The organism is Patescibacteria group bacterium (assembly GCA_041662665.1).
GTDB lineage: Bacteria > Patescibacteriota > JABMPQ01 > JABMPQ01 > JAQVVF01 > JAQVVF01.
This window is the reverse complement of the sequence record JBAZSC010000001.1, coordinates 499,901-522,018: the sequence shown is the minus strand read 5'-3', so window position 1 is coordinate 522,018 and position 22,118 is coordinate 499,901. Positions and strand designations below refer to the sequence as shown.

Sequence of the window (22,118 nt, the reverse complement as noted above, 5' to 3'; positions counted from 1 at the left end):
TTTTTGTAAATCTTTGTTTTTTTGGCTTATTTAAGACATTTTCAATTTGACTAAGCAGTGTAGCAGTTTTTGGCTTAATAGTCAAGCTTTTCTTGTGGATAATGTGGTTTTGGGTATAAAAAAACGTACGAAAGTTGTACGCTCGTGAACAAGTTATTTATTCATTACATCTAGACTCTTGCAAATTGATTATTTTTAGCATAATATTATGACAGTCGCACCCTAGAAAAAGCCCGCCTTCGCCACAATTCAAATGGCTACGGCGGACAATGGAGGGACAAATGAAAAATGAATGGCAAGTTGGTCAGGGTGTCATTATTCGAATTTCTGAACATGGCGAAGAAAAACACTTACTTGATGCATATGTCTATAATCTGTATCCTTTGTCTTTTAAAGTTGCATCAAAGGGAATCTACGCAGGTAGAATCTTTGAGTCAATGCAGTGCGAATTTATCTGCCTTGGCCAGAAAGAACTTCATATCTATTGGTTTAGAAAAAGTACTGGAACTGACATGCCAAAACCTGGAGAAGTGTTTGAAATGCCTCGACATTATATCTATGGAATTTTAGCTTTTTGTGAAGTTACTGCTTGGGAATGTCTAGCTAAGGGCTTAGATTCTACTGCTAGTCTTGAATCCTTCAAGCAAGATTATAAGCTCGTAGAAATAACATCTCTGAGCAAAGAAGGAATGATTTTCTATAATAGTAACGGTCCTGTCGCACTTTTTTCAATTGCGGATGAACCTTGCAGAAACTTGATACAGTTGAGATTACGCTAATAATTGTACACTAAAAATAATCAGCCTTGAGCTGATTTTTTCTTTGCCTAAATTAACACGAAGGCGAGAAAACGTTTTCTCGCCTACTGTAAGAATTAGTAAAATTTATAATAATCCTTCATAGATCTTGATTATCTTTTGATAATGGTCATCTGAACTATATTTTTGTTCGGTTAAAATTTTGGCGTTATCTCCCATTTGCTTAGCTAAATCTTGGTTATTAGCTAAATAATTTATTTTATCTGCAAGATCCTGGCTATCGCCTGCTTTGAACAGAAGACCAGTTTGTTTGTCTTTTACTATCTCTGGCAAAGCGCCTAAATTAGATGCGATGACAGGTTTATTTAAAACATAATTTTCTAAAATCGATAAGCCAAAAGTTTCATAGACTTCGGAAGGATGAATAACGAATAATGAATTGCTTATTTCTTGCTGTAATTTTTCTTGATCTAAAAAGCCAAAAAATTTAATATTATTTAAGTTTTCTTTTTTTACTAAATCTTTAAATTCCTGTTCATCTGGTCCTGTTCCTGCAAGATGTAATTCTAAGCCTTTAACTTGTTTCATTGCGTTGATTAAAGTCTTGATTCCCTTTTCTTTGATAAGCCTACCAAAATATAAAATATATGATTGCGACGATTTGGCGAAGGAGAGGACTCCTTCACCAGTCGAATCAAAAATAAATTCAGGTAAAATTGTAATTTGATCTGGTTTTATAATGCCAAATTTCAAAATTTTATCGTAAACAAATTTGCTTGGCGCTAAAAATTGATTAACATTGTTTTCATAGATTCTGATGAACTTATGAAAATACATTTCTTTAGATGCTAACAAACTTTGCCAGAATTTATTCTTAATACATTTTCTTAATGCGCATTTGTAATAGCGATATTTTTTGCATTGTTCACAAAGTTCGTTTTTTGAATACAAAGTATAATTAGGGCAGATAAGCTTAAAATCATGCAAAGTTTCAACAACTGGAATTTTATATTTTTTAGCAATTGTAAGAATTGATGGTGAGATCTGGTGATAAATATTATGAATATGAATTAGATCTGGCTTGGTTGAACAAATTAGTTGTTCAAACTTCTTTTTGGCTTCAAGTGAATATAATACTCTTCTTGCCTTTTTAAAACTCTGCCCTTTTTTATCAAAATCAACATTGCTAACAAAATATTTAGAATATTCGCTTGGTTCATTCTTTTCATCCTGCATTGAAAAAGGAATAATCTCATGACCCTTTGATTCAAGCAATTTTATCAAATTAAAATAATAGCGCTCTGCACCGCCTTTTAGATAATAAAATTTGTTGGCTTGAACTATTCTCATAAAATTTTCAATTTCCAATTATCAATTTACAATAAATTTTCAATAACCAATTTTCAAGCAGAAAACCATAATTTGAAAATTGTAAATTGGTAATTTATTGTAAATTGTAAAATTGATAATTATTTAATCTCAGGCTTGTACATCTTATACAAACTGACAATTAATCCCATTGCAATCCAATAGAATATATTAAGCATATTCGTAACTAAATACAAGGAAAAAAACATGCTGACCATTGTAGCGATATAAAAAGCAAATAAGGCAATTAATTCTGGCTGTTCTTCTATTTTTGTCTTGTAAAGCTTAATAAAATATTTTATTAAATAAATATTTATTATTATAAATGGAATAAGAGCTAATAAACCAGCTTGAATCAATAGTCCTAATGGCTCATTATGCAAAGCTCTCATTTCAACTGTAGAAACGAAACCTTTGAATTCGACATTGATCATCTTTCCAAAACCGATGCCCAGAACTGGATTTTTGGCATACAAAATTAAGCCTTCTTGCCATGCTTTTAATCTCCAACCAGCAGCATCTTCAATATTACTTGATTTTAAGGTAAACAATGATTGAACTCTTTCTGTAAATCTTTGGACATAAGATGAAGCCTTAATATTAAGATTGGCATTTGATAAAGCAGCAATCCAAATTACTAAAGAAAAAATTATCAAACCTGCAAGAAGAACGCTTAAAATATTTTTTAGAGCGATTTTTCTTTTTTCTTTGTCTGATAGTAATAAAATTGTAGCAAGTCCAGCTCCAAATCCAAGCCATAAATGTCGGTGCAAACCTGCGATAATGCCTGTTGATTGAATTAAAATTATAGCTTGAGTTCTGATATGCCCATAAATTTCCTTGCCATATGTTAGAAAAACAATTGCAATAAAAACTGGCAATAATAGATAATACGTGTGTGTCTGCGCTAAATATCTTGTTCCTGGAGTAAATTCACTCCAAAGCCCATTTCCTGAGGCAAGTCCATAAATAATAAAGCCAATTAATATAATGCCACCAGCTAAAATGACATTTATAATTCTCTTGAACTGAATCTTTGTCCTTATTATAAAAATCGTTAAAAATAAAATTAATAAATAGCTATAATTCTTGAATGTTGCAATTGCCAATTCTTTGTCTGGATTTTTGATAATACTGTAAACTACTGCAACGACTAATGTTAAAAAGAAAATAAAAGTGGCAATTTCTAATCTGGTATATTTTATTTCTTTGCTTTTTAGATTGCCAAAATGATGAATTAAAAAACTGATAAAAGTAACTAATAATATTGCATCAATTGGATAAATTTTGTAGATATTAATATCAAAAACAATTGGCTGCAAAGTAAAAAATCTTTCGTAAACCATTGTGCATAATATTATGGTATATAAGCCAACTTCTGGAATTTTGAGGATAAATAATGAAGCAAAACCAATGCCGAAAAGGTATAGAAAAATATTAAAAGGAATAAAAAATGTTGGCAAAATAAAAATACTGACATAAAGAAAACATAATGCTGTATAGATTGCCGGTTTTGATAGATTTTTTATTTGGTTTTTAATGGTTTCCATTTAATAATTTTAGAAATTAAGAAATTCGGAAATTAAGAAATTGACTTTTTTTTAGTGTAACATATTTTTTGAATAAAAAAAAGTTTCTCTAAATTATTGGTGTTAATTTGTGGCCAGAAGGCATTTGTGAGATTTGTAAGCATAAAAAAAGCTCAACTAATGTGAGCTATTAAAGATCGAATCCAATGGAAAGAAAACCGTTTTGGCCAAAATTGCCATACTCATATTGCGAACCCAAGGTCAAATTTTCGACAGGCAGAGGAAACACAATTCCAGCAAACAGGCTTCGTTCAATTTCTCTTTCTGAGATATGACCAGTAACAATTCCACCAATCCTTGGCTTGAGATATACAAGGTCATAGCCAAGTGAAAACATCGCAGAAGGATAGAAATTGTCATAGTCTGATGTTCCAAGACGCATTCCTGGAATTACTAGAATTGAATTAAAGTCAGTTGGGAATTCAATCTGATGAGTCTGCAAGACATTATCAAGGTAAGTGCTATATCCAGCGCCAAAAACAAGTCTTGCGCCATAGATTGCTTCCCAATGCTTCCTTTTCCTAGCAACATCATCTCCTGCTCTCCAAACATCCATTACTGAATCAGGAACATTTACAACAGGATTTGAATTGACAGCTTGAGACAAACATCCTTTGACGAGCGTAATCCTGACTCCTCGAATTCCCTTTTCACCTCTAATCACAATCTTGCCTTCGCGCAAACGCTTTGGCGGAACATTGAAATCCATTTCAAAACGATACATGATCAAGCTTGCTCTACCTTGCGCTCTGATGGTATGAAATGCATCTTGACTACCTGCTGCTCTGACTTCTGGCGTTGCCAAGTCGACAAAATCGTTGACATCATCGATTCCAGCAATATCCAAACAGGATGTTGGCTCTTCCTTTGACAAAGCAATTGCTGCCTCTTGCAGAGTTTTTTTCCATGATTCCTTATAAACACAATCCATTCCCTTCAAAGCAGCATCAACCAAATCCCATTTCTGCACAATCTTCTCTGGATTGATTTCTGGATATGAAACATTCGGAGCATTGTACATCAACTTTGGCGATGCGAAAGTTACTGATTCAGTCTTTGAGGCATGAATCTGAATTGTCTCGTGCCTGTAATTGTTTGAGTTGGTGCCAACATAAATATCGTATTTGCCTGGCATCAAATAAACCTTGAAATATGCTTTTCCACGATTGTACTGAATTCCAGAAACCTTGACTTTGTTGATATAGATCAAGAAATTCTCTGGCGCAAAAATCTGAACGGATCCAGTCAAATTTGCGGTAACACAAACTGATCCTTTTTCAGTCCAAGCTGAAACTTGAGAATTTGGACAAGTATTTGCAGCATATGTTGTTTGCGAAAACAAAAGAATGCCTGCAATAATAAAAGCACGTCTGAACTTGCTCATTCCCTTTTTCCTCCCTTTTTGCTCTCCTGGTTTCTGTCTTCGAAGTTTTTTCCATTGATAAATAAAAGTTGCTTGCTTTAAACAGGATATTAGAGAATACTACTATTTTGTATTTATGTCAAACTCTTTTTACATTACTAATCTCACGAATGCCTTAAGGCCACAAATCGCTCGAATAGAAACTCGGTTTTATGGGTAAAGAAAGATTAGTGTATTTTTTAAATAGTTTATTTAGATAAAATAAAATATTGCTTTGCACAAAAACCGAGTTTCGTAGTGTTACAGTCAACACGCGAAACTCGGTTTTTTCGAAAACCGAGTTTCAAATCAGTATTGATATTCGATTAGCAACTGAACAAAAAATTTGGACAAGAAAAAAACAGCACGATTAGATGCTGTTGATGGTGCCCGGAGCGGGATTCGAACCCGCACGGTTGGTTCAGGACCACCGGGTTTTAAGCCCAGCGCGGCTGCCTTTTCGCCATCCGGGCTGAAGGAACGACTGACGTGGTACGCCCAGAGGGATTCGAACCCTCGACCGACGGATTAAAAGTCCGCAGCTCTACCAGCTGAGCTATGGGCGCTTACCGAAAGTACAGGTGGCTGGATTTTTAACTTATAAGTATACTACAATGGCTAAATTTGTCAAGGTTTTTGGCCTAGCGTGAGATTGATATAGAGCTGGTATGATATTGCTTTTATAGTAAAATATGCCTTTTGGGGCAATTCTATGTGATTTTATAAATACGTAAAATCACAGCTGATTTGAAACTCGGTTTTCGAAAAAACCGAGTTTCGCGTGTTGATTACGACGTTACGAAACTCGGTTTTTGTGCAAAGCAACATTTTACTTAACTTAAATTAACTATCCCAGAAATACGTTAATTTTTCTTTACCCATAAAACCGAGTTTCTAAAATTTGAACAAAATCCGCCTTCGCCTTTCAGGCTTCGGCGGATAAAAAAAGAGCTCACTGAAGTGAACTCTTAAAGGAACAGAATGTACAGGAATTGCTTGTTGTTGTGTTGAGAGAGGCCGCACCCGACGCACTTGCGTTTGTCGGGCGGGATTGAAGATCTTACGGCAGGGTCAGGTAGTGGCCGCCGCTCGGATCGCTGGTGATCTGGAGACCGTCGCGAGCCATGCAGCCCACGACTGTCAGCCAGACACCGTTGATCGAACGGGGCCACGCGGAGTCGACACCAGTCGGGATCATCGTGCAGGTTCCACCGAAGGTCTTCAGCTCGCAGACCGACTCCACACCCGGAGGCATGCAGCCGAACGTCCACGAAGTCAGACCAGCGATGTCACCACACAGCATCCCATCCTGGATCCACACCGAGCAGCTCTCACCTTCACCCTCCCCCTCGCCGCCCTCGCCCTCACCTTCGCAGTCGCCGCCACAGTCGCAGACGCACTCGCCCCAGCTTCCCTTGCAGGTCTGGTAGCCGACGTCGCCGCTGTCGCAGTTGCACGGGCGGAGCTCACCGTCCTGGCACTCCACGCCCTCGCCCTCACCTTCGCCCTCGCAGCCTTCTCCTTCGCCTTCACCCTCACCTTCCCCTTCACCTTCGCCCTCACCCTCGCCCTCGCCTTCTCCCTCGCCCTCGCCACCGTCTTCCGGCGGCTGGGCGTCCTCGCGGAGCGCGCAGCTCCAGTTGATGGACAGGCACAGACCGATCAGCAGGCAGAACAGGAACTTCGCGAACGCGTTCATCGCACACCTCCTCTCGAACCGTTCTTGCCACCGGAACCGGGCGCCCGACTTCTTGTCAGCCGGTTGTCTTGTCGGGCGCCCGGAGCTTCTCGAACTAGAACCGGAGGCCGAGGTCGAAGACCCCGGACTTCACGTCCTTCCATTCCCGCCTGCCCGTCGCCAGTTCTCCCTTCCATTCTCCTCGGAGCTCGTAGATCAGGGAGAGGTGGTCGAACTCCGCGAATTCGCCGACGAACCCCAGCCCTCCGCCGATCTCACCCCTACCGAAGTAGAGATGATTGTCGAGCTCGAACGCCCGACCGACCAGGGAGAGACGAGGCTTGAAGTAGCGGTTCAGATCGTACTCTCCAGCCAGCTCGAATCCCGCCGCCGCCACACCGTCCGACTTCCCTGCTTCCGCGCCCAGTCCCAGCATCAGCATGTCGCTGACCGGGAAGTTGACGCGAAGCTCGAAGCCGTAGAAGTCAGGTCGCTCGAAGCTCACCATGTACTGGCCGATGAAGTCGTAGTCGATGTCCATCTTGCCGTTCCGACCGTTCGATCCATCGTCGCCCCTGCAGTCGATGACATCACACTTGTTGTCCTTGTTGACGTCTTCCTCGTAGTCACACTGGCTGTTCTGGTTCGTATCCCAGCAGGCAACAGGCGGCTTGGGAATGCAATCCTTGATCAGGGTGATCACCGCGCCACGCTGCCCCTTGGGGGCGTTGATGACGGGGATTCCTTCCTTGACCTGTGCACCTTCCAGCCCAGTCTCACGAATCTTGCTCATCACGTAGATCATCCGCTTGCGCGCCCGATCCTGCCGCAGGGGCTCTTCGCCACCCGCGACCCGGATCTCCAGGCGCTCCTGCTTGGACTGGCCGTAGCCAATCACGTCCTCGAAACCCTTCACCTCTACACAACTCAGCGGATTCATATCAACCATCGACTTCGCATCCATGACCATGGAGGACCACTCGCTCTTCCAGGCCACGTTCTGACCCTGGAACCCAGCGTCCAACATCTTCCACTCCACCTTCTCGCTCTGCTCGCCCTGCGCGTACGCGACACCCTCGTCCTCGTCGTAGAAGTAGTTGTAGAAGGGGTTGAAGTTGAACATCATCATGAACATCACGAAACCCGCCGCCACGATCTTGAGCATGTTGTTGGTGCGCTTCATTTCCCTTGCCTCCTCGTTTTCTCTCTCGTTGTGAGTGTTCTTGCCTTTCTCTCCAGAACCTGAGGATTGTAACTTAGTAGATTAGCACAATCTAAAAATCTTGTCAATGGGATTTTATCACTTTCCCTTGTTTAAGCCAATATAATAGCAATATTTGTGTGATTTTTGATTATTTGGTAGAATAAAGTTACTGAATATTAAATATTGAATATTATCCGACTCTCGACGCCAATATTAAATATTCAATATTCAATTCATAAATTTCATGAAAAAATCATTATTTCTCACCTATTTCTTTCCTCCAGAAAGAGGTGGAATTCAAAATTATCTTTATAACATTTGCAAAAGATTGCCTTCTGATAAGGTCGTAGTTTGGGCACCAATTAATTCTAATGCGTCCGATTTTGATAAAAAACAAGGCTTTAAAATTATCCGAAAAAGCTATAATAGCTCTCTTAGAATGTTTGGCTTGAGCTCTGTTGATTACTTTTTTACATTACGAAAAATAGTAAAAGAAAATGAAGTAAAAGTTATCCACTGCGGTCATATTCATCCAATGGGCATGACTGCTTATTTGGCTAAAAAAATATTACATATCCCCTACATTGTTTATACTCATGGAACAGAAATCAAAGAGATTGATAGCAAGTCTGGATTTCACAAAAAGATGATGAAAAGGGTTTTGGACGATGCGCAGAATATTGTTGTGACAACTGATTTTATGCGTGATTATATTGCTTCTAAATTTGGCTTTTTGAAAAGCGATGATAAAACAACTAATTCAGAAACTGAAAACATGTTATCTGAAAAGTTTATTAAAATTCCACCTGGCGTAAATACCGAGCTTTTTCATCCTTTAGATTCCCTTAAAATTAAACAAAGATTTGAACTAGAGAATCAAAAGATTATCTTAACTTGCGGAAGATTGGTGCCACGCAAAAATCATGAATTAGTGATCAAAGCAATGCCAAATGTTTTGAAACGCGTTCCAAATGCAAAATATTACATTATTGGCAATGGACCAACTCTTGAAAAATTAAGATTATTAATCAGAAATTTAAGGCTAGATGACAAGGTCAAAATCTATACTAAAATCACTGATAAAGATTTGAATTTTTATTATAATCTTTGCGATGTCTTTATTATGCCTTCAAAAGAGATGGAAAATAAAAAAGATATTGAAGGATTTGGTCTTGTTTATCTTGAAGCAAATGCCTGTAAAAAGCCGGTAATTGCCGGAAATTCCGGTGGTGTTGCTGAAGCTGTTTTAGATGGTCAAACTGGCATATTAGTAAATCCAGAGAATATTAAGGAAATTACTGATAGTTTAATTAAAATTTTACGTGATGAGAAATTAGCTAATGATCTAGGAAATTATGGGTATGAACGCGTAAAGAAGGATTTTGATTGGAACGAGTTGGTGAAGAAATTAGCTAAAATATTAGAAATTGGAAATTAGATATTGGATAATTTACTCGTAAAAATTTCTAATTTCTAATTTCTAATATTTTTTTACAAACAAAAAACGAGTCTCTTTTTGAAACTCGTTTTTATATTGAAATTATTAAATTATTTTCTTCCTGATTTCACCCATTCATCAACCTTATTTTCAGAGTATTCCTCGCCAGTATAACCTTTTTTATCTTCTGATTTTTCGAAAGTTTTAGCTATTGGTAAATTCTCTGGAACAGTTGAAGTAGCTTTTTTGAATGGAAATTTTGGCTCTGCTTTTTTAATTATTTTAGTCTTCTTTACTTCCTTTTTTTCAGGAAGCAAGAATATAATTCCAATTGCTGTGAATAAACCAGCAACAAAGCCTAAGATTGTATTTAAATAGATGTTTGGGCTAACAGGTTTGACTGAAGTAATTGGTTTTTCAACCATTTTAATATCAACTTGCTGACCACCACCATGATATTCGCTACCATTTGTAACAAATATATAGGCAACGCCATAAGCTATTTTTTCAGCTTGATCTCTATCTTTATCACGAACGATAATTTGGAAATTACCGCCTTCTAATAATCTAGCATTGATTTCTTTTTTCCAAGCTTGTTTTCTTTCCTTTAAATCTTTTGGAAAATTATCAGTTATGCCAAGAGGCGCATTTAAAGTTTGATTCATGAATGAGCTTGTATAAACAACGCTTGATAATGTTTCAGCAACTGTTTCTGCTGATCTTTTGGCTGTAAAAGCATCAAACTGATCACCATATTTCTGAATAACTAAAAGTTGGACTGTTGACTCATATTTTTGAGTTTGGACAACAGAAGCAACAAAACCTATCACACTAAAGATTAGAGTGAAGGCAATAAGAATTAACCAATATTTTTTTAGATTAAGTAAATTTTTCATACGTCTAAATATAACATAACGCGGTTTATTTGTCAAGACTTTTTGGTAATACAGCGTCTTTTGCTTTAATTAAGCTAAATTGTTTAATTGTTAAATTGCTAAATTGTTAATCTTCAAAAACAGTTAACAATTTAACAATGGAGCAATGGAGCAATTCACGTTAGAATTCCCATTGTGTCGTTAGCAAAGCCAAACATAGCATTATTATAGAAATTATGATTATGCTGATAACAGTTTTCTTGTTTAAAGTCTTATTAAAATTATGTTTAGATAGAGTGGTAAAAGCATAAAAAACTGCAAAAATCACCATTGATCTTGGCAAAAAGCCTGTTGGCCAAAGTGTCAGTGCCCAACTAATTTCTGATATTATTAAGGTCAAAATCAACGAATAAACAATATGCTTTTTGAGGAGCATATTATGCCAAAAAAATTCGTAAGTTAAAATAAAAGTGACTAAAGCCAAGAGGATGAGAAAAATCCATGATGGCCATTTTAAAAAAAGATACATTCCAAAAATACTAGAATAAAATAGAAAAGCTGAAATTGTAATCAGAAAATCACAGGTTTTAAATGATTTACGACTGTTAATATCTTTACAAACATTATCAACAAGTTTTAAAGCGCCATAAAATATAATAACAACGAGCGCAATATAAATCTGCTGGAGATTGAATAATTCCGGAATGAAAAACAGAAAGACAGAAGTACTCAAAATATAAGATAAAGGCAAAATCGAAATATTTACTTGTCCCCAAAAACCAATTTTTTGTAATGCTTTAAGACGAACAGATGAGACAATTGAAAGTAGAAATAATAGAACACAAGCAATAATGAGAATAATATTTGATTTTTGAAAATAAATAATTGATTCCAATAAACCCAGAAATATAATGCTATAAGCTAATTTCTTAATCATAATGTTTCACCTGTCAACCGGAATGCATACTATTTGAAAAATTAGATCCAGAAAAATAGATGAATCCAGAAATAAATTTCAAATGTAAATTAAGGCATGCAGGTTGACTTAATTTGATTATAACAGCTCAAATTATGGATTACAATATTTTAATATTTTTTGAATCATTTTCCGTTAAATCCGAAATCATATTTTCGCAGAATAACGCAGAATTAATAATTTTGGATTGCAAAATTATTAATCGCGAAATACGCAGAAACAAATTTTACAAATCAAAAAAGAGCTTTGCGCTCTTTTTGATATTTTTAGTTTTCTAAAAAATTATTTTGCCTTTCCGATTCTGAACATCTTTGTTCCGCATTTTGGGCATTTACCAGTTGTTGCTGGTCTGCCATTTTTCATCTTGATTTCTTTTGCGTCTGACATTTCTTGTTTAGCTTTACATTTTACACAATATGCTTCCATTGTTTTCTCCTGTTTCCCAGTTGTGGGAAAATTAAATTATTAATAAATTTGTCTCTCTTCGTTCTTATAAAAGCTTAGCAAAAATAGGGTAAAAAGTAAATTGAGTTATACACAGTATGCGAATAGCCTTAGCGAAAGGGCACATACGAATGACTGCTGATAAAAACTAAAAACTTAAAAATATAAAAAATGTTATTAAAAAAGTTTATTTTTAGTTTTTTATATTTTTACGAATGTATCACAACTGGAGTACCAATATCTGCCCAATTATAAACTTGTGCTGCAAAAGGTGTTGGCAGATTAACACAGCCATGGCTCATTCTGTGTCCAAAATTGCTATGCCAATAAGTGCCATGAATTGTATATGGACCTAAGAATGATAATACATAAGGAACTCCTGGAAGATCATAACCAGGCCCTGACATTCGAACTGAAAGCCTTTTGGAAAAAATGAAAAATGTGCCCAATGGAGTGTCTGTGCCATAATTACCTGTTGATGCTAGAGAATAACCTATTTTTCTGCCATCTTGAAAATATTTCAACCATTGTTCGCTAATATCAACTTCAATGTATTTTTGATATGGATAATTTCCTCTTTCTCCTTTGTAGCTTGCAACTGATGCTAAAATTTTGTTTTTTCCTGTATTAGTTAATTTGCCAGAAGCAACATTAATTCCGCCTTTATAATTTTGGTCAAAGGCAAAAAAATCTTTGCCTAAAGAATTGCCTGAAGCTGTAAAAACTTTGACTTGAGGACCGCCACCAAATCCAGCACCTGTTATGACTTCTGCTTTTTTATCATTATTAACATCAATTGCTGAAACAGTTGCACCGCCTTTAAATTTGCTATCATAGGCTAAAAAATTTCCAAGAACAGTGACATCTTTATTAGCTTTGAAAACTTTTACCCAAGCTTGACCTTCTGATGCTTGGCTTGCAATAATTTCATCTTTTAAATCATTATCAACGTCTCCAGACGCAACATTTACTCCGCCTTTGTAATCAAATGCGAAAGGATAAGAAGAAAATATTGGATTGCCTTTTTTATTGAAAACTCGAACTTGTGGACCGCCTCCATAGCCTGCGCCAACAATTATTTCATCTTTTTTATCGCCATTAATATCGCCTGAGGCAACATTTGCTCCGCCTTTAAAGCCTGATGAAAATGCTAAAAAATTTGAAATAACTTTTTTACCTGTTTTGTCATAAACTTTTATCCAAGCTTGGCCAGAACTTGCTTGAGAACAAATTATTTCGTCATAGCCATCTTTATTAACATCTCCAGCAGAAACATTAACTCCACCTTTGAAGTTTGATGAAAAAGCCATGAATGAATATTTTTCGTTTCCAAATTTATCAAAAATTTTAACTTGAGGTCCGCCACCATAACCAGCACCAGTGATTATAAAATTATTATTGCTGTCATCTAATTTTGCAAAAGCAACACTTGCACCGCCCTTAAAGTTTTTGTCGTAAGCAAAAAAACCTTTGTTTAATCGTAATGTATTAGCATTATAGATTTTTAATTCTGGAGATGATGTGTCATAAGCTAATACTTGACTAAGACTAAAACACAAACCGATAAGTGCTAATGCGCTTACAATAATTTTTTTCATTTTGATTTATGATTTATTATTTGATTGCGTAATTTTTTGCGATTTTGCGAGTGATGAAATTGAATAAAATGATAAAGATTAAATAGAATATCCACATCAGATTAATGTTATTTGTTAACATCATACAAGCAACAGCTAATCCGAATGATAATGCAATGTTGAAAGCTAAAAATGAATTGTATAAAATTACTTTTTTATCGATATTTTCGAAATGCAATTCTTTGTGAAAGTATAAATAAAGCCAGACTAGAAAAGTCATAAAAGCAACAAGAGCAATGCTCAAACCGAAAATCATAGTTGTTGTAATTTTATTAAAATGAGTACTAAAAAGATCTGATGGAAATGGCAAAAAAGTAATTGTTAGAAGCATAACACAGATTAAAATCAAGAAATTTCTATTTAAAATCTTGATGTAACTAAACATATGCAGATTGCTCATCCAAAATTTTACAATAACATAAAAACAAATAAGATAACCTAAGACCTCTGGCCATAAAATTTGAAATTCATCATAAAGTGATTTTTCAGTCCAATCTATCGGAACAGCAATTTGAATTATTAGTAAGGTAACGGAAAAAGCAAAAATCGCACTGCAAAAATCCATTATGCGTTCAGTATTTTTTACATTTTTTATCCACAGATCACTTTCCTTCAAAACATCTTTAAGTTTGTGAGGTTTAATATGCTCCTGCATAAATTTTTATCCGCATTTAATCCGTTATATCCGCGTACGCGGATTCGACGGATTACATGCGGAATAATACAAATACTTTAAAATTATTTATCAATTTTCTTTATTTGGACACCGAACATCATTAATAATATTCCAAATATTAAAGCATAAATTCCTAATAGCCATGACAAAACTAATAAACTTCCGGATGGATATAAGAACATAATTACTCCCAAAATAATTGAAGCTAAACCTGCTAAACCGATTAATAATTTTGTTGGCTCGTCCCAACCAACAGAAAAGACAGCTATTATTTCCATTAATCCTGTTATTACTGCCCATGCAGCAATGACATAAAGCAAAATAAATAATGTAACTTCCGGTAAAATTAGAGCGAAAATTCCAGCGGCAATGCCAAGCAAACCTTCTAACATAAATGCCCACCAATTTTTGTGATGCTTGATTGAACTGATTGAAGCGATAATTGCGATAATGCCATCAAACAAAGCATAGAATGCAAATAAAAAGACTAACAATTCTAATGTCAAATCTGGCCAAAATAATGCTAGAACGCCGAATAAAATTGCAATGACACCTCTAAGAATCATCGCCCACGAATAACTAGACAATGTACCTGTTTTCATATTGTTTTTTATTTTTAAATATATAATACGAATATACAAATAATGCAAATGATACGAATATGCGAATACTGCGAATACACTAATTTTTTGTTGAATTTATTATAGCATGATTTTATTTTTTTGGACAAATAAAAAAGTGAGGATTACTCACTAAAGGTTCTGTTTATCGCAATGCACCTGGATCAGGTTTTCTTTCACAACTCCCAACAAAGCTTGGACCTGGTTGCTCAGGCGGATTTAGCTTGATATGAAGGCGCGAAATACAACTTTCAAGAATTCTGTCAAGCCGGTCTGAATCATCTGTCGAAATTTCAAAAGTTGCACCTTCAAGCAATCTGATGAAACCTTGCGTCCGGCCAAGAGATTTTATTGTCTCTTTGATGTGCTCTGGTTTCATTTCAACTTCTTCAAGAATACAACAAAGCCTTCTCACAACATCCAAACAAATATTCTTTGCAGAATTTGCGGAAACAACACCTTCAATCTTTCCAAAAGCCAATTCAACGATTTTTAGCATTTCCTTGCAAATCAATTCGTGCATCAACTTTGATTTTTCTGGCTCTGCCATTTGCTCCTCCTCTTCCAAAGTACATGGCTCTTGTCTGCGAGCCAGCTAGCTCTAAGATAGCATTTCTTTGCTTAAAGTAAAGAGAAATTATTTTTTTGAGCAAATAAAAAAGTGAGGGTAACTCACTATGAAAAAGATCGCCTACTGATTATATTTTACAAAGTTGCCAATCTGTTTTGAAGACGATAAATGCAGCTTTCAATGATTCTACATCCCAAAATACCAAAACTACGAGAACCTGAATCGATGACAATTTTGATGCTAGCTTGCAACAATGCATGGATTGTTGATTTCATTTCATCTGCATTCATTGCTGACCCTTCGAGTAATTCACATTGCGCAATCAGATAATCAAGGCGAATTGATAGATAACTTTTATCATCTGGTCTTGCAAGCGATAAAGAAAAACCTTTTTGACAGCAGGCGTCAATATTTGCAAGCACATTTTCTCGAAACAACTTTGGGTTCGGCATGTTTCCTCCTGTCTGTTCTGCCAGAGCAACAACTAATTAGATTATACTAAATTCTAAAAAATGTAAAAAAAAAGTGAGGGTAACTCACTAAATAAGAAGGTTCAGCTATTCATCTCCTGGCTTGTCTTTTGGAAAATCGTTTGGTTGCAACACCTTGCTTTCTTCAGGAGCATTTACTCTTGCCTTTAGTCGATAAATACAACTATCCAAACATCTTCTTGCCCAATCATCGTGACGATAAGGATCGTAACTGATATGCTTTAAGAAATCAACAGTTTCTTGAATGTGCTCTTTCTTGTAAGCTGCAGTCTCCAGCATTTCGCATAGGTCCCTTAAAGTTTGACGCGCAATCTCAACTCTTTCTTCACTGACTTCATTACTAAAAAATACTTTACGGAATGAATCTTTGATTGCCTTACAAATCAATTGATCAAATCTTTCTCTTTCTTCAGCCATTGTTCTCTCCTCCTGAATGAGCGACCAACTCTGGTTGAGTTGGTTACGTGTTAGAGCATACTATTTTAATTTAAAAAAGTCAACAAAAATCCCCGCATGAGCGAGGATTTATTTTATTATATTTTATTGCTGAACAGCTATTGCTTCTGGCGAAATATTTTTGATTTTTGCAGTTTGCCTTAGGACATTATTCTTTTTAGCATGTCCATTAGCAAATGGCACTGGAGTTTTTTGAGATTTATATCTAGTGATTGCTAGATTAATTATTTCTTCTAAAAAGTCCGCATATTCAAGACCCATTAATTTTGCTGCTTGAGGCAAAAAGTCAATATTACCAATTGATGTATTTGGATTTAATTCCAAAACATATGGATTGCCATCTGAATCAACTCTGATTTCTACGCGACCATAATCGCGACAATCAAGAATTGCATAAGCATCAATTGCAATTTCTGTTACTAAAGCTTCTAATTTTTTGCTTAAATTTTTGGCTGGACGTTCAACTCTAATTTTTTTGTAAATTGGATGATTTTTTTGATGCTTTGCGTCATAAGTATAAATGTGCCAATAATCTTTTGGAAGTTTTTTGAAACTAGAACGAGCTAAAGGTAAAACTTTAATGTCTTCTATTTCTGTTCCTAAAATTGAAACATCATATTCATCGCCTTCAATATATTCTTCAACCAAAGCTGGCATGCCAAGTTCGCCGATAATTTTTTTCAATTGTCGTTTTAATTCTTTTTTATTCTTAACAACTGAATCATTTGTAATGCCAATAGCGCTGTCTGCATTTCCTGGCTTGACAATTAATGGATATTTTAAATCTGGATTAATTTCTTCATCTAATTCATAAGCATAATCCCAAGCTGGTGTTGGTGTGTTGTGATAACTTAATAATTTTTTAACTTTGATTTTGTCTTGGCATAAAGCAAGCGTAAAATAATCAGAACCGACATAAGGAATTTGCAATGATTCAAGAATTGCAGCAGCTTCTGCTTGCGCTTTTTCAGAATTATTTAAACGATCACAAATATTTATGGCTAGATCAATATCGCTGTGCTTTAATTCGTTAAACGCTTTTGTTAAATTATTGAAGTCAAAAAAAGTAACTTGATAACCGCGATTGCGCAAAGTTTTGACCATTGCTTGACCAATTGATTCAGTTTTAAAAGTATTTGAAACTGAATAATCAACTGCATTGCCAACTATGCCAATATGCAGATTACGCTGGTCTTTTTTATCAATGCGTCTGACTTTGGCGAATTTTGCAGCGCTTAATAATAAGTTTTTATTGAATACTGCAGCTGATAAACTATTAAGACGAGATGTCTTGCCTAAAGATGATTCATTATCAAATTTGGTAACTCGAAAATTGATGTGCTTTAAAACATCTTTTAAATTATCTTGAGCGTCTAATGGATTTTCACCAGAAACAGTAAGCCAGCCAATTCTTTCATAACCTTCTGGAGGAATCAAAATTGGATCACCTATTTCTTTATATAAATTAAGATCTTCTAAACATTTTTTATTTTTTAATTCTTCATCAATGTCTAATTCAACTAGCATGCCTGATTGATCAGGATGCAAATCCCAACCAATTAGATATTTATCTGGTGTTTCTTTTTGTTTAATTTTTATAAATTCACCAGTTGCGATTTTGACAGAATTTTCAATCAAATCTATATTCCAAGCTGATTTAGTATAAGAATAAACATAATCTCCACCCATACGCAAATTCAATTCAATTGGATAAGCTCCTTTTGGAGTAGATTTTGCTTCAAAGTGAATACAGCCATTTTGAATGCCAAATTTTTCTAATGTTTCTTCAGCTAAGTCTAATAATTCTTCCTGATTTTCTGCTGGCAAACTGGAAGGAATAGCTTGTCCACTATCAACGAAAAATTGATTATGGCTTTTATTATAATTATCAGAAATTGAATGAAATTTAGCTTTGCCATTTTGCATTAAAATATCAATATCAACTTCATCGCCATCTAAATATTCTTCAACGAAAATTTCAAAACCATCAGTCAAAGCTGATTCTGAATCTGTAGAAATATTCTTTTTAACATAATTAAATGTTTCAGCTAATTCTTCCATATTGTGAACTTTGACAACATAAGCACTAGAAGAACCAAAAGCTGGTTTTATAACTAATGGAAATTTAAAATCTTTGGCAACTTTGATTAAATCTTTTTTTGTATGAACAATTCTATGTCTTGGAGCTTTGATGCCATTTTTTTCACAGAATTGGCGGAATAAATATTTGTTACGGCATTGACGAGCAATGTCATAAGGAATGCCAATAAAATTGAATCGATCAACAATTTTTGAAGTTAACAAAATATCATCTTCCCAGAAAGTAATAACACCATCAATTTTTCTTTTTGGATGATTTTCAATATATTCTCGAACTCTTGATAATGATTCGGTATGATTATATGTATCGGCAATAATCCAATCTTTGACATAATCTTTTGCCCAGTTTTTTTCTTTATGTAAAACAACAATATTCAAGCCAAGTTTTTTTAATCTTTGGATGATAAATTTTTTCTTGGATGTGCCAGTATTGACTAAGAGAATTGTTTTGCCTTCTAAAGAATTGTTTTTTTTCATATATAAATTATTTTGTAAATTAAAAAAGAAGCCCAAAAAACTAGTGACTTCTGTTAGTAGTTATTAAATTTATGATTGTTTTGCTTACTTGATAATTTTCCTCAGGAAGAGGGACATCATCGTTTTGCATCATTGTATTATGGTCTTTGCCTTGTTAAAAATTAATATATTAGTATAGCAGATACCCTACCTTTTGTCAATAGATTCTCACGGAGTCTTACGGATTACATGCGGATTATTCGGATGCTAAATTAATGTTTTGTAATTGAAAATTATGTATGCTTAAGTATAACAACATGATTTTTAATGTAAAGATAATATAATTGTGGATAAAAAAATGAGCAAATGCTCATAAAAAGGTACAGCTAACTTGATTTCTTTGATTCTTGACGCTTTCTTTCCAGTTCTAATTTTAGACTTAACAATGTTATTCTCGTTTGGGCATCAAAATCATCGAATCTGATTTCATTTACATTTGCTTCATCATTAGGATTAATTCTCTCATCTTTTCTGCAGTATATGCCGATTACTCCTTCTAATTCATGCTCAATTTCTGGTATTTCAATCTCACTTAGCTTTGAATTTTCAAGGATTGAACATAGCAGTCGCAAAATTCGAGGCAAGTGGATTTTTTCTTCGGCAGGAATTTCTGCTAAATTGGAGCATCTGCAGGCACAAACTCGGATTAATTCAGCAACGTGCAAATGGATCGGCTTTTCACCTGGTCCCATTTTTCTTTCCTCCTTTGTCGCGTGAACTGGCTTGTTGCCAGTTTGTTTAGTATAGCACTATAAATATTTAAATCAAGAAAATATTTTTGCACAATAAAACCGCCTTTTACAGCGGTCTTATTTATCATCAGCCTTCGTGCAAAGCACTACGGCTGACTAAGAAAGACTTTTTAAGAATCTAATTAGAATCTTGCTGGTCTTTTTGCTCTCCAGCAATCTTTGCATAATACTGGGCGATCACCTTTTGGTTCAAAAGGTAATTCTGTTATTGGTTTGCCACATTCTGAGCAAGCCCAATTTCCTTGCACCATTTGTCTTGGTGCTCTGTCTTGAAAACTTGATCTATTTTCTGATCTTTTTTTTGCCCAACATTCTTTGCAATGTACTGGTCTGTCTCCTGATGGTTGAAAAGGTAATTCTGTGATTTCTTTACCACAATCTGAACATGTCCAGTTACCTTGTACCATTTGTCTTGGAGCGCCGTTATCGTTATTAAACATCGTTTTTTGTAATTAAAATTTAATATAACCGCCTACTCGACCTCAAGTTGTTTAAGACAACTTGTAAGCTTAAATATAGTATATACTATTATTTAAAAAAGTAAATAGATTTTCTGAACTGACGAATTTTCAATTTCTAATTACTAATTTCTATTAAATATCTAATGCTTAAATTTTCATTTGCTTTTCGTAGTGTTTAGAAATTAAATATTGAAAATTTAATGAAAATTAGAAATTTAAAATTAGAAATTAGAAATTAGCGGTTATTATTTACGTGTGTGTTTTCTTCTGTCATTTTCTGATAAATATTTCTTTCTGATTCTGATATTTAAAGGAGTAACTTCGACTAATTCATCATCAGCAATATATTCTAATGCGTCTTCTAGATCCATTACTTTTGGAGCATTAAAATGGACAGCAACACCTTCGCCTTTTGAACGCATATTTGATAATTTTTTTTCTTTGCAAACATTAACAACTAAATCATTTGATCTAGAATGCTGACCAACAACTTGGCCTTCGTAAACATCAATACCAGGATGGAAAAACATGACACCGCGATCTTGAACGTTTGTTAAACCATAATGACAAGTTTTGCCTTTTTCATTTGAGATTAAAGATCCTTGATCTCTTTCTTTCCATACAAAATTATCTGGCTGATATTTGTAAAAACTTGCATTCATAATGCCTAAGCCATGAGTATCTGTTTTAAATTGACTGCGATAACCGAACAAGCCTTTTGTTGGAATTGTAAATTCTAAATAAACGATTCCGCTGTCAATTCTCATATCAACTAATTCGGCATGGCGACTGCCTAATTTTTGAATAATTATGCCTTGATATTTTTCAGGAGCTTCAATAAAAATTCTCTCATAAGGAGCCATTCTTTGTCCATCGACTTCTTTGTAAATTACTTGAGGACGAGAGACTTGGAATTCAAATCCTTCACGTCTCATTCTTTCGATTAAAATTGCCAAATGCAATTCACCGCGTCCTGAAACAATCCAAGTTCCTTCGGCAGTATCTAAAACTTTTAGAGCCATATCAGTTTTTAATTCTTTGTGTAATCTTTCAGCAATTTGTCTTGAAGTTGTAAATTTACCTTCATTTCCTGCAAATGGAGAATCATTAATACTGAAAGTCATTTTTATAGTTGGCTCTTCAATACTCAATAATGGCAATGCTTTTGGATTTGCTGGATCAGCGATTGTCTCGCCAATTTTAACTTCTGGAATTCCAGAAATTGCGACAATATCTCCACAACCAACTTGATCAACTTCGCATCGCTCTAAACCATCAAAAGTCATCAATGCTGTTAACCAAGCTTTGATGTGTTTGCCTTCGCGATTGATTTGAATAACTTCTTGCTTATTTTTAATTTGGCCATTGTAAATTCTGCCGATTGCAATTCTGCCTTTAAAATTGTCTTCACTAACTGAAGTAACTAACATTTGCAATGGCTCGCTATCACTTCCAGTTGGAGCTTTGATATTTTCTAAAACTGAATCAAACAATGGAGTGATATCAGTCATTTTTTCTAATTCAGGAGTTGTGCCAGCTTTTCCTTGTTTTGCTGATGCATAAATAACTGGAAAATCAGCTGATTCATCATCAGCGCCTAATTCTAAGAATAATTCAAAAGTCTTGTCTAAAACATATTGAGGTCTTGCAAATGGCTTGTCTATTTTATTGATAACAACAATAATTTTGTGTTTCATTTCTAATGCTTTTTTCAAAACAAATCTTGTTTGAGGCATTGGACCTTCTTTGGCATCAACCAAAAGCAAACAGCCATCAGCCATTTTTAATACTCTTTCCACCTCACCTCCAAAATCAGCGTGACCTGGAGTATCAATAATATTAATTTTTGTTCCTTTATAAATTACTGAAGCATTTTTGGAGAAAATTGTAATTCCTCTTTCACGCTCTAATTCGTTACTATCCATAATGCAGGTTTTTTCAGAAACCTCTTTTTTCATGTGTGTTTTTGATTGCTTCAAAAGCGCATCAACTAAAGTAGTTTTGCCATGATCAACGTGAGCGATGATTGCGATATTTCTAATGTTTATCATAAGAATTATTTTTACGCGGAAAAACGCAGAAGCTTACGCAGAAAATGCGGAAGCT

The 22,118-nt window shown here is 35.0% G+C and carries 20 protein-coding genes and 2 tRNA genes; 2 read left to right on the top strand and 20 right to left on the bottom strand.

Going from position 1 to position 22,118, the window contains the following annotated elements; genetic code table 11:
• Positions 1 to 269: 269 nt before the first annotated feature.
• Entirely contained in the window at positions 270 to 779 is a 510-nt protein-coding gene (locus WC663_02705; protein MFA6296235.1) for a hypothetical protein, read from the top strand.
• 105 nt (positions 780 to 884) lie between these two features.
• Here WC663_02705 and WC663_02700 read toward each other — a convergent pair whose 3' ends face one another.
• The 7 genes from WC663_02700 to WC663_02670 all read right to left on the bottom strand — a co-directional run bounded on the left by WC663_02700 (position 885) and on the right by WC663_02670 (position 7,978).
• Positions 885 to 2,108 (bottom strand): glycosyltransferase family 4 protein, encoded by a 1,224-nt coding sequence (locus WC663_02700; GenBank protein ID MFA6296234.1) that lies wholly within the window; start codon positions 2,106 to 2,108, stop codon positions 885 to 887.
• 119 nt (positions 2,109 to 2,227) lie between these two features.
• Complete coding sequence (locus tag WC663_02695) at positions 2,228 to 3,676, bottom strand: O-antigen ligase family protein (GenBank protein ID MFA6296233.1); 1,449 nt, start codon at positions 3,674 to 3,676, stop codon at positions 2,228 to 2,230.
• A 169-nt stretch (positions 3,677 to 3,845) separates the two neighbouring features.
• A complete protein-coding gene (locus WC663_02690) occupies positions 3,846 to 5,099 on the bottom strand; it encodes a hypothetical protein (GenBank protein MFA6296232.1) in 1,254 nt (417 codons plus the stop codon).
• A gap of 402 nt (positions 5,100 to 5,501) precedes the next feature.
• Positions 5,502 to 5,590 (bottom strand) — tRNA-Leu (locus WC663_02685).
• A gap of 17 nt (positions 5,591 to 5,607) precedes the next feature.
• Positions 5,608 to 5,683 (bottom strand) — tRNA-Lys (locus WC663_02680).
• Positions 5,684 to 6,177: 494 nt separating this feature from the next.
• The gene (locus tag WC663_02675) at positions 6,178 to 6,816 is read right to left on the bottom strand and encodes a hypothetical protein (protein MFA6296231.1); all 639 of its coding nucleotides are present in this window, start codon (positions 6,814 to 6,816) and stop codon (positions 6,178 to 6,180) included.
• A gap of 94 nt (positions 6,817 to 6,910) precedes the next feature.
• On the bottom strand, positions 6,911 to 7,978 hold the full coding sequence (locus WC663_02670; protein MFA6296230.1) for a hypothetical protein: 1,068 nt from the start codon (positions 7,976 to 7,978) through the stop codon (positions 6,911 to 6,913).
• A gap of 265 nt (positions 7,979 to 8,243) precedes the next feature.
• On the opposite strand from WC663_02670, the gene WC663_02665 reads away from it, so the two are divergent.
• Positions 8,244 to 9,437, top strand: coding sequence for a glycosyltransferase family 4 protein (locus tag WC663_02665; GenBank protein ID MFA6296229.1), 1,194 nt, complete (start codon positions 8,244 to 8,246; stop codon positions 9,435 to 9,437).
• Positions 9,438 to 9,547: 110 nt separating this feature from the next.
• On the opposite strand, the gene WC663_02660 is transcribed toward WC663_02665, so the two are convergent.
• The 13 genes from WC663_02660 to typA all read right to left on the bottom strand — a co-directional run bounded on the left by WC663_02660 (position 9,548) and on the right by typA (position 22,060).
• Positions 9,548 to 10,333: a Wzz/FepE/Etk N-terminal domain-containing protein gene (locus WC663_02660; protein MFA6296228.1), complete on the bottom strand. Its 786-nt coding sequence runs from the start codon at positions 10,331 to 10,333 to the stop codon at positions 9,548 to 9,550.
• A 160-nt stretch (positions 10,334 to 10,493) separates the two neighbouring features.
• Positions 10,494 to 11,249: a hypothetical protein gene (locus WC663_02655; GenBank protein ID MFA6296227.1), complete on the bottom strand. Its 756-nt coding sequence runs from the start codon at positions 11,247 to 11,249 to the stop codon at positions 10,494 to 10,496.
• A 321-nt stretch (positions 11,250 to 11,570) separates the two neighbouring features.
• Entirely contained in the window at positions 11,571 to 11,714 is a 144-nt protein-coding gene (locus tag WC663_02650) for a DUF5679 domain-containing protein (GenBank protein ID MFA6296226.1), read from the bottom strand.
• Between the two features lie 227 nt (positions 11,715 to 11,941).
• On the bottom strand, positions 11,942 to 13,330 hold the full coding sequence (locus WC663_02645) for a L,D-transpeptidase family protein (GenBank protein ID MFA6296225.1): 1,389 nt from the start codon (positions 13,328 to 13,330) through the stop codon (positions 11,942 to 11,944).
• Between the two features lie 16 nt (positions 13,331 to 13,346).
• Positions 13,347 to 14,024, bottom strand: coding sequence for a TMEM175 family protein (locus tag WC663_02640; GenBank protein ID MFA6296224.1), 678 nt, complete (start codon positions 14,022 to 14,024; stop codon positions 13,347 to 13,349).
• Between the two features lie 83 nt (positions 14,025 to 14,107).
• Complete coding sequence (locus tag WC663_02635; protein ID MFA6296223.1) at positions 14,108 to 14,647, bottom strand: DUF308 domain-containing protein; 540 nt, start codon at positions 14,645 to 14,647, stop codon at positions 14,108 to 14,110.
• Between the two features lie 163 nt (positions 14,648 to 14,810).
• On the bottom strand, positions 14,811 to 15,215 hold the full coding sequence (locus WC663_02630; GenBank protein ID MFA6296222.1) for a hypothetical protein: 405 nt from the start codon (positions 15,213 to 15,215) through the stop codon (positions 14,811 to 14,813).
• 155 nt (positions 15,216 to 15,370) lie between these two features.
• Positions 15,371 to 15,688, bottom strand: a complete 318-nt coding sequence (locus WC663_02625; protein ID MFA6296221.1) for a hypothetical protein — start codon at positions 15,686 to 15,688, stop codon at positions 15,371 to 15,373.
• A gap of 105 nt (positions 15,689 to 15,793) precedes the next feature.
• Positions 15,794 to 16,144 (bottom strand): hypothetical protein, encoded by a 351-nt coding sequence (locus WC663_02620; protein ID MFA6296220.1) that lies wholly within the window; start codon positions 16,142 to 16,144, stop codon positions 15,794 to 15,796.
• Positions 16,145 to 16,267: 123 nt separating this feature from the next.
• Complete coding sequence (locus WC663_02615; protein MFA6296219.1) at positions 16,268 to 18,760, bottom strand: ATP-grasp domain-containing protein; 2,493 nt, start codon at positions 18,758 to 18,760, stop codon at positions 16,268 to 16,270.
• Between the two features lie 365 nt (positions 18,761 to 19,125).
• Positions 19,126 to 19,491 (bottom strand): hypothetical protein, encoded by a 366-nt coding sequence (locus WC663_02610; protein ID MFA6296218.1) that lies wholly within the window; start codon positions 19,489 to 19,491, stop codon positions 19,126 to 19,128.
• 182 nt (positions 19,492 to 19,673) lie between these two features.
• Positions 19,674 to 19,991, bottom strand: a complete 318-nt coding sequence (locus WC663_02605; protein MFA6296217.1) for a CxxC-x17-CxxC domain-containing protein — start codon at positions 19,989 to 19,991, stop codon at positions 19,674 to 19,676.
• Between the two features lie 266 nt (positions 19,992 to 20,257).
• On the bottom strand, positions 20,258 to 22,060 hold the full coding sequence (typA, locus tag WC663_02600; GenBank protein MFA6296216.1) for a translational GTPase TypA: 1,803 nt from the start codon (positions 22,058 to 22,060) through the stop codon (positions 20,258 to 20,260).
• Positions 22,061 to 22,118: the final 58 nt, after the last annotated feature.

What these genes read in the sequence shown, in the direction of transcription:
- WC663_02630 (MFA6296222.1), bottom strand. Translation starts at nt 15,215, where the DNA reads ATGGCAGAGCCAGAAAAATCAAAGTTGATGCACGAATTGATTTGCAAG.
- WC663_02640 (MFA6296224.1), bottom strand. Translation starts at nt 14,024, where the DNA reads ATGCAGGAGCATATTAAACCTCACAAACTTAAAGATGTTTTGAAGGAA.
- WC663_02625 (MFA6296221.1), bottom strand. Translation starts at nt 15,688, where the DNA reads ATGCCGAACCCAAAGTTGTTTCGAGAAAATGTGCTTGCAAATATTGAC.
- WC663_02700 (MFA6296234.1), bottom strand. Translation starts at nt 2,108, where the DNA reads ATGAGAATAGTTCAAGCCAACAAATTTTATTATCTAAAAGGCGGTGCA.
- WC663_02610 (MFA6296218.1), bottom strand. Translation starts at nt 19,491, where the DNA reads ATGGGACCAGGTGAAAAGCCGATCCATTTGCACGTTGCTGAATTAATC.
- WC663_02695 (MFA6296233.1), bottom strand. Translation starts at nt 3,676, where the DNA reads ATGGAAACCATTAAAAACCAAATAAAAAATCTATCAAAACCGGCAATC.
- WC663_02675 (MFA6296231.1), bottom strand. Translation starts at nt 6,816, where the DNA reads ATGAACGCGTTCGCGAAGTTCCTGTTCTGCCTGCTGATCGGTCTGTGC.
- WC663_02665 (MFA6296229.1), top strand. Translation starts at nt 8,244, where the DNA reads ATGAAAAAATCATTATTTCTCACCTATTTCTTTCCTCCAGAAAGAGGT.
- WC663_02650 (MFA6296226.1), bottom strand. Translation starts at nt 11,714, where the DNA reads ATGGAAGCATATTGTGTAAAATGTAAAGCTAAACAAGAAATGTCAGAC.
- WC663_02660 (MFA6296228.1), bottom strand. Translation starts at nt 10,333, where the DNA reads ATGAAAAATTTACTTAATCTAAAAAAATATTGGTTAATTCTTATTGCC.
- WC663_02615 (MFA6296219.1), bottom strand. Translation starts at nt 18,760, where the DNA reads ATGAAAAAAAACAATTCTTTAGAAGGCAAAACAATTCTCTTAGTCAAT.
- WC663_02605 (MFA6296217.1), bottom strand. Translation starts at nt 19,991, where the DNA reads ATGTTTAATAACGATAACGGCGCTCCAAGACAAATGGTACAAGGTAAC.
- WC663_02620 (MFA6296220.1), bottom strand. Translation starts at nt 16,144, where the DNA reads ATGGCTGAAGAAAGAGAAAGATTTGATCAATTGATTTGTAAGGCAATC.
- WC663_02690 (MFA6296232.1), bottom strand. Translation starts at nt 5,099, where the DNA reads ATGAGCAAGTTCAGACGTGCTTTTATTATTGCAGGCATTCTTTTGTTT.
- WC663_02635 (MFA6296223.1), bottom strand. Translation starts at nt 14,647, where the DNA reads ATGAAAACAGGTACATTGTCTAGTTATTCGTGGGCGATGATTCTTAGA.
- WC663_02645 (MFA6296225.1), bottom strand. Translation starts at nt 13,330, where the DNA reads ATGAAAAAAATTATTGTAAGCGCATTAGCACTTATCGGTTTGTGTTTT.
- WC663_02670 (MFA6296230.1), bottom strand. Translation starts at nt 7,978, where the DNA reads ATGAAGCGCACCAACAACATGCTCAAGATCGTGGCGGCGGGTTTCGTG.
- WC663_02705 (MFA6296235.1), top strand. Translation starts at nt 270, where the DNA reads ATGGAGGGACAAATGAAAAATGAATGGCAAGTTGGTCAGGGTGTCATT.
- WC663_02655 (MFA6296227.1), bottom strand. Translation starts at nt 11,249, where the DNA reads ATGATTAAGAAATTAGCTTATAGCATTATATTTCTGGGTTTATTGGAA.